Genomic DNA, 7440 nt, shown 5'->3' with positions numbered 1-7440 from the left:
GGGCAGGGCAGGCCTGGGAGCGCCGGCTGAGGAATCTGGGAGCTGCGCGTGAGGACCGGGAGCTGCGCGTGAGGTCCGGGAGCGGCGGTGAGGACCGGGGAGGCTCCGGGCTCCGGGCTCCGGTCTCGCTCCGGGGCCCGATCCGTCTCGTAGTACGGAATACGTGCGGGATGCCCGCAGACCGCGCATTACCCTGCGGGCATGACCTCGCTCTCGCCGTACGACAACATGACCCCGGTCGCGCAGGCCGCCTACCGGGCCCGCGCGGCCGCCGCAGGGATCGCGCCACTCCCGCGCGCGGTCAAGGATGACGCCCTGCTGGCGATCGCCGACGCCCTCGAGGTCCGTACGAGCGAGATCGTCGAGGCCAACGCCGAGGACATCGCCCGCGCCCGCGAGGCCGGCACCAGCGAGGCGATCATCGACCGGCTCACCCTGACCCCCGAGCGGGTCCGGGCCATCGCCGCCGACGTCCGGGACGTCGCCGCCCTGCCCGACCCGGTCGGCGAGGTCGTCCGCGGCTCGACCCTCCCCAACGGGATCGACCTGCGCCAGGTCCGCGTCCCCCTCGGCGTCGTCGGGATCATCTACGAGGCCCGGCCGAACGTCACGGTGGACGCCGCCGCGCTCTGTCTGAAGTCCGGCAACGCCGTCCTGCTCCGTGGCTCCTCCTCCGCCTACTCCTCCAACACCGCCCTGGTGAGGGTCCTGCGCGACGCCGTCGGCGGAGCCGGCCTGCCCGCCGACGCCATCCAGCTCGTGCCCGGCGAGAACCGTGACTCCGTACGCGAGCTGATGCGCGCCCGCGGCCTCGTCGACGTCCTCATCCCGCGCGGCGGCGCCTCCCTGATCCGCACCGTCGTCGAGGAGTCCACGGTCCCGGTCATCGAGACCGGCACGGGCAACTGCCATGTGTACGTCGACGCCCAGGCCGACCTCGACATGGCCGTCTCCATCCTCATCAACTCCAAGGCCCAGCGCCCCAGCGTCTGCAACGCCGCCGAGACCCTCCTCGTGCATCAGGACATCGCCGACGCCTTCCTCCCGCGCGCCCTGGACGCCCTCGCCGAGGCCGGTGTCACCGTCCACGCAGACGACCGCACCCAGGCCTACGCCGAAGGCTCCAAGGCCAAGGTCGTGCCCGCCACGGCGGAGGACTGGGAGACCGAATATCTCTCGTACGACATCGCCGCCGCCGTCGTCGACTCACTCGACAGCGCCGTCGAGCACATCCGCCTCTGGTCCTCCGGGCACACCGAGGCCATCGTCACCACCTCCCAGGCCGCGGCCCGCCGCTTCACCCAGCTGGTCGACTCCACGACGGTCGCCGTGAACGCGTCCACCCGTTTCACCGACGGCGGCCAGTTCGGTTTCGGCGCGGAGATCGGCATCTCCACGCAGAAGCTGCACGCCCGCGGTCCCATGGGCCTTCCCGAGCTGACCTCGACGAAGTACATCGTGACGGGAGACGGTCACACCCGGTGACGAAAGAGTGCGGGCAGTTGACCGCACTCCCTGCCCAAAACCCGCACCCAGGTCTACCCTGAATGCGTGCCGGACGACGTGGGGGGCAGGCCGTTCCCGGACGGCTGGGAGCCCGACGACGACCGCGGAGGCGCGAACGAGGACTTCGCCTCCGTGGTGTTCGACGAGGACTTCGTACGGGCCGCCGAGATCCACGAACCGACGGCTGTCGAGCGGCTGCTCGCTGCGGCCCAGGCCCGCGCCGAGGCCGAAGCCGCCCGCGCCCGGGCCGGCGCCGGCCCCGCCGACGACGAGCTCTACGACGACGGCTACGGCCCCGCGGACGAGTACGGCCGCGAGCGTCGCTACGACGACTACGACCCCATCGGCCGCGCGGGCCGGGACCTGGGCCCGTACGGACCGCACGGCGGCTCCCTGCGCCCCTACCGCGGCGCTGCCCGCTGGCACCGCCCCGTCGCGTGGGTCCTCGCCCTGGTGATGGGGATCGGCATGGTCGCCCTCGCCTTCACCGCCGTCTACCGGGGAGCCGCGGCCAACCGCCAGGACCGTGTCCCGCCGCCCGCCACGACCGGCGTCGACGCCACCACCAAGGGCTCCGTCCCGGAACGGGTCACCCGCCCCTCGGCCTCCGCAGAGTACTCCGCACCTCCCGCCTCCGCAGCGCCGCGCACCCCCTGACGGAGCGCGTGAGAGCTTGTCAGAACTTGTCGCGCGGCAGCGCGTTTACGTGTGCTTCTCCCGACCTACTCTGAAGGTATGGCAGGGCGTGGAGACCCACCTGAGGGGACACCCGAGGGGCTCCCCGGCGGAGGTGAGGACGAGTACCGGTCCGTCGTCTTCGACGAATCGTTCGTCCGCGCTGCCCGCCTTCAGGAGTTCTCCGCGCAGGAACGGATGGGCGACCACGCCAGGGCCGTCAGGAGCCGTCCCGGGTGGATCCTGTGGACCGGGTCGAAGCAGATCCTCGTGCTGCTCCTGCTGATCGCCCTGGCCTTCGGCACCGCCATCTACATGGGCGTCCGCCATCCGTATCAGACGCCGGCCGCCCAGCCCGCCCAGCCGCTGCGGAGCACCGTGATACCCCTGGCGCCCAAGGACCCCGTGCCCGGCGGGGAGCCGGCCGAGCTGTACGCCCACAGCCCGGCCGCCCAGTTCCGCAACGGCGGCGCCGGTATCACCTTCCCGGGCGCCCGCCGCACCAAGAACTTCTCGGAAAGCCAGGTCACGACCGCGCTGACCATCGCCAAGGACTACCTAGTGGAGTCCTCGCTCGACCCCGACGTGCTCACCGGGGACGCGGTGCGGCCCGTGCGGGTGCTGCTCGACCCGGAGCAGCTGGACCAGTTCGACCGGTCCCTGGCCGCCCCCGCGGACGACGGCAGGCACGCGCTGACCGGCTGGCTGGTCCGCTTCGACCCGGCGAAGACGGCCCTGGCCGACCCCGAGGTGCGCGTCCAGGGCACGCTCCATGTCACCGACGCAGGCCCCAACGCCCTCGAAGTGACCTCGGACCACACTTTCGTCTACGCCCTGCGCCCCGCCGCCGCGGGCTCGGGTCCGACCGCCGAAGAGGGCGGGCAGCAGGCCGACGACGCCTCCCTGTTCACGGTCCGCCGCGAGCTGCACTTCCGCTTCGACCGCGACGACCTGCGCACACACCGCGCCGAGCTGCTCTTCAGCTATGTGCAGGCCGGTCCCATGGCCTGCTCGGCCGACGCCTCGGGCGCCCTGCAGCCGCTTCTGGCTGGCCAGCGGGGCACCAGTGAGGGCCCAGCCGGCACCGACCCGTACGAGACGGGCCGTGCCGCCGCCGCGCTCTGCGGAGTCCTCGCCCCAAGCGCTCAGCCCTCGTCCTGACCGCCGGTCCCGGTCTCGGCTCCGCCGTCCGCCGGACGGCTGCCGTTACCGCCGCTGCGGCCCGTGCCGCTCGCGCTGCCCGTGAACTTGTCGCGCAGCCGGCCGCCCAGGTCGCCCGCACCTCCGGCTATGTCCCCGACCAGCTTCATCAGCGGATCCTTGCTGGTCCGAACCGTGTCCGCGTAGTGGGAGGCCGACTCGCGGAACGAGTCCGTGACCGAGGTGTCCTTGTCCTCCGTACGGCGCGGGTAGTGACCGTCCATGATCCGCTGGAAGTCGCGGCTCTCGGCCCACTTCTTCAGCTCGGCGGCGCGCACCGTGGTGAAGGGGTGCGTACGCGGCAGCAGATTGAGGATCTTCAGAACGGAGTCACGCAGGTCGCCTCCGGCCTCGTACTCCTCGGCCTGCTCCAGGAACGCGTCCACATTCATCTCGTGCAGGTGGTTGCCACCGGCGATCTTCATCAGGCCGCGCATCGACGCCTGCAGATCCTGGCCCACCAGCAGTCCGGCCCGGTCCGCCGAGAGCTCCGACTTGCGGAACCACTCCCGCAGCGCCGTCACGATCGCCATGATCGCGACGTTGCCGAGCGGGATCCAGGCGACCTTCAGCGCGAGATTGGTGAGGAAGAGCAGGATCGTGCGGTAGACGGAGTGGCCGGAGAGGGCATGCCCCACCTCATGGCCGATGACCGCCCGCATCTCCTCCTCGTCGAGCAGCTCCACCAGGCCGGTGGTGACCACGATGATCGGCTCGTCCATGCCGATGCACATGGCATTCGGCTTCGGGTCCTGCGTGACGTACATCGGCGGGACCTTTTCCAGGTCCAGGATGTAACAGGCGTCGCGCAGCATGACGTTGAGATGCGCGAACTGGGCGTCGCTCACCCGCACGGAGTCGGAGAGGAAGAGCAGCCTGAGGCTGCGCTCGGGCAGCAGCCCGCTGAGCGCCTTGAAGACGGTGTCGAAACCGGTCAGCTTGCGCAGCGCGACCAGCGCCGAGCGGTCCGCGGGATGCTCGTACGCCCGGGAGGAGATGGCCGTGAAGCGCTTGCGCTGCCTGCTCGGCACATTCTCGTGGCTGCTGTCGGTCATGGGGTGCCCCCTGATTCTTTACGAGTCCTGCTGTTCTTTTGCGAGTCCTGACTCGTCCCCCTGGCAGACCCCAGCGTAGGTGCTGGGGCTACGGAGTGGCGGGGCCTGTGGATAACCGAGGAGTAGACCGGATATGCCGGACACCGCCGCACTGCTCGCCGCCGCATCCGAGCAGCAGGGGCCGGGCGACACGCTCCGGATCGTGTTGCTCGTCTCGATGGTCGGAGCTGCCCTGCTCGCCTGGTTCCTGCTGCGCGGATACCGCGGAGACGGGGGCGACGAAACCGACAACGACTGAGTCGGCGTGAGCGTGCCCGGACCGCACGCATACGATGTGCCCGAAGCTCCGCTCCGACTCCCGATCGATAGGTCCTGCAGAAGATGAGTCTCGCCAGCACCGCCGCCAACCTGGTCACTCTTGCCGAGGGCGCCGAGCACGGTGGCAGCCACGAATCCCTGAGCCCGTACCTCACCGGTGGCGGCGCCCTCTTCGCCCTGCTCCTGCTGCTGTGGATCACCACCCGCTTCAACCGCGACCGCTGAGACGGGGCCGAATCGCCGTGCCAGTAGGCTCTGCACGCATGGGACAGCAGGAAGTGCCTACCGGCCGCGGCAAGCGCCGACTCGGAGTCATGGGCGGGACGTTCGACCCGATCCACCATGGACACCTGGTGGCCGCCAGCGAGGTGGCCGCCCTGTTCCACCTCGATGAGGTGGTGTTCGTTCCGACCGGGCAGCCGTGGCAGAAGACCCACAAGGTGGTGTCGCCGGCGGAGGACCGCTACCTGATGACGGTCATCGCCACGGCTTCCAACCCGCAGTTCTCGGTCAGCCGTATCGAAATCGACCGCGGTGGCCCGACGTACACGATCGACACCCTGCGTGACCTGCGGGCGCTCAACACCGACTCGGACCTCTTCTTCATCACCGGGGCCGACGCGCTCTCCCAGATTCTCACCTGGCGGGATGCCGAAGAGCTGTTCTCGCTGGCCCACTTCATCGGCGTGACCCGGCCCGGCCACGACCTGACCGACGACGGACTGCCCAAGGGCGGGGTCTCCCTCGTGGAGGTGCCCGCGCTGGCGATCTCGTCCACCGACTGCCGGGCGAGGGTCGCGCAGGGCGACCCGGTCTGGTATCTGGTGCCGGACGGTGTGGTGCGCTACATCGACAAGCGCCAGTTGTACCGCGGCAAGTGAGCCACGGAGAGGGGCACCGGTGAACGACCAGCAGAACCCGTACGACCCGTACTACCCACAGCAGCCGCAGATCATCGGCTACGACGAGTACGGGCAGCCGGTGTACCAGCAGCCCCAGCACTCCCAGCAGCCCCAGGGTTACGACCCGTACGCGCAGCAGCAGAACCAGCAGCAGAACCAGCAGCAGAACCAGCAGCAGAACCAGCAACAGAACCAGCGGCAGTCGCCGCAGCAGCAGGGATACGGCTACGACCCGTACGCCCAGCCGCAGCAGCCCCAGCAGCCCCAGCAGCCCCAGGGTTACGACCCGTACAGCGGGCAGCCGCAGACACAGGGCGGGTACGGCTACGACGGCTACAGCTACGACACGGGCCAGAGCTACGACACGGGCCAGCAGGCCGCCGTCGTCGACACGACCCAGCAGTGGAGCGTCCCGCCCCAGCAGCCCCAGCCCGGGTATCAGCCACAGGCCGGAGCGGCTCGACCCGCACCGGCCCAGCCCGCACCGGAGCAGGCCGGTGTGCCCGGACAGCGCCGCCCCGCGCCCGAGGGCGCCGACCGGGGCCCCGGCGGTGACCATGAGTACCGCACCGAGCAGTTCTCGTTCATCGAGGAGCCGGACGAGGACTCCGAGGACGTCATCGACTGGCTGAAGTTCACCGAGAGCCGCTCCGAACGGCGCGAGGAGGCCAAGCGCCGCGGCCGCAACCGCGTCGTCGCTCTCGTCGTCGTCCTCGCCCTCACTCTCGCCGGAGGGGTCGGCTACCTCTGGTACACGGGCAAGCTGCCCGGCACCTCGGGCTCCGGCGGCTCGCAGAACACCGCCACCGGCCCACAGAAGCGCGACGTGATCGTGCTGCATCTGCACAACACCAAGCAGAAGGGCACCTCCACCGCCCTGCTGGTCGACAACTCCACCACCAAGCAGGGCACGACCGTCCTGCTCCCGAACTCGCTCTCCGTCGCCGACGACGAGGGCACCGCCACCACCCTCGGCAAGTCCGTCGACGATGACGGCACCACGGGCACCCGCGAGGCGATCGGCACCCTGCTGGGTACCCGGATCACCGGCACCTGGCGGCTGGACACCCCCTACCTGGAGAACCTGGTGGAGCTGGTCGGCGGCATCGACCTCACCACCGACACCGCGGTGCCGGGCGCCAAGAAGGGCGAGGCGCCGGTGGTGAAGAAGGGCGAGAACCAGACGCTCAACGGCCGCATGGCCGTCGCCTACGCGACCTACCGCGGACCCGGTGAGGCCGAGGCCAAGCAGCTGCAGCGCTTCGGCCAGGTCATGTACGGCGTGCTGCGGAAGATCTCCAGCGACCCGAAGGGCGCGACGGTGACCGTGGAGACTCTGGCCCAGATCCTGGACCCCTCGCTGCCCGAGAAGGACCTCGGAGCCTCGCTCGCGAAGCTCGCCGAGCATGCGAAGGGCGGCGACTACAAGACCGCCCTGCTGCCCGTCCAGCCGGACGGCACGCTCAGCCAGGAGGCGAGCGACAGCGTGGTCAAGGACATCCTGGGCGGCAAGGTCAGCGCACCGGAGCAGGGCGCGGCGGTGCGGGTCGGTGTGCGGAACGCCAGCGGCAACGGCGACGCCACCGAGGCCGCCAGAATCGTCCTGGTCAACGGCGGCTATGCGTTCGTCGACGCGGGCAAGGCGGAATCCGAGTCGTCGTCGCAGGTCATCTATGGTGACGCGGCCCAGAAGGCGAAGGCGGTCGAGGTCGCCAAGACCCTCGGCCTGTCGGAGAGCGCGGTCGAGAAGGGCAAGGCGGCGGCGAACGCGGACGTCCTGGTCG

General features: G+C 70.4%; 8 protein-coding genes. 7 read left to right on the top strand and 1 reads right to left on the bottom strand.

From position 1 onward, the window contains the following. The first annotated feature begins 201 nt into the window (after nt 1-201). The 3 genes from ACWGI8_RS35400 to ACWGI8_RS35390 all read left to right on the top strand — a co-directional run bounded on the left by ACWGI8_RS35400 (nt 202) and on the right by ACWGI8_RS35390 (nt 3342). Nucleotides 202-1485, top strand: a complete 1284-nt coding sequence (locus tag ACWGI8_RS35400; protein ID WP_453667332.1) for a glutamate-5-semialdehyde dehydrogenase — start codon at nt 202-204, stop codon at nt 1483-1485. Between the two features lie 66 nt (nt 1486-1551). Continuing rightward, nucleotides 1552-2163: an SCO2584 family spore wall biosynthesis protein gene (locus ACWGI8_RS35395; RefSeq protein ID WP_453667330.1), complete on the top strand. Its 612-nt coding sequence runs from the start codon at nt 1552-1554 to the stop codon at nt 2161-2163. 78 nt (nt 2164-2241) lie between these two features. Continuing rightward, complete coding sequence (locus ACWGI8_RS35390; protein ID WP_453667328.1) at nt 2242-3342, top strand: SCO2583 family membrane protein; 1101 nt, start codon at nt 2242-2244, stop codon at nt 3340-3342. Here ACWGI8_RS35390 and ACWGI8_RS35385 read toward each other — a convergent pair. Beyond that, nucleotides 3327-4436: a M48 family metallopeptidase gene (locus tag ACWGI8_RS35385; protein ID WP_453667326.1), complete on the bottom strand. Its 1110-nt coding sequence runs from the start codon at nt 4434-4436 to the stop codon at nt 3327-3329. The genes ACWGI8_RS35390 and ACWGI8_RS35385 overlap by 16 nt on opposite strands. A gap of 133 nt (nt 4437-4569) precedes the next feature. Here ACWGI8_RS35385 and ACWGI8_RS35380 point away from each other — a divergent pair, with 133 nt between their 5' ends. From ACWGI8_RS35380 to ACWGI8_RS35365, 4 genes are all read left to right on the top strand, one after another. After that, the gene (locus ACWGI8_RS35380; protein ID WP_453667324.1) at nt 4570-4734 is read left to right on the top strand and encodes a hypothetical protein; all 165 of its coding nucleotides are present in this window, start codon (nt 4570-4572) and stop codon (nt 4732-4734) included. Nucleotides 4735-4817: 83 nt separating this feature from the next. Next, nucleotides 4818-4979: a hypothetical protein gene (locus ACWGI8_RS35375; RefSeq protein ID WP_453667322.1), complete on the top strand. Its 162-nt coding sequence runs from the start codon at nt 4818-4820 to the stop codon at nt 4977-4979. A 38-nt stretch (nt 4980-5017) separates the two neighbouring features. Then, nucleotides 5018-5635 carry a nicotinate-nucleotide adenylyltransferase gene (gene nadD, locus ACWGI8_RS35370; protein WP_453667320.1) on the top strand — a complete coding sequence of 206 codons (618 nt, stop codon included), beginning with the start codon at nt 5018-5020 and terminating at the stop codon, nt 5633-5635. Nucleotides 5636-5654: 19 nt separating this feature from the next. Then, the coding region (locus tag ACWGI8_RS35365) for an LCP family protein (protein WP_453667318.1) at nt 5655-7440 on the top strand (1786 nt) is incomplete at its 3' end.

The organism is Streptomyces sp. NPDC054841 (assembly GCF_053611045.1).
This window is presented reverse-complemented; position numbering and strand designations above follow the sequence as displayed.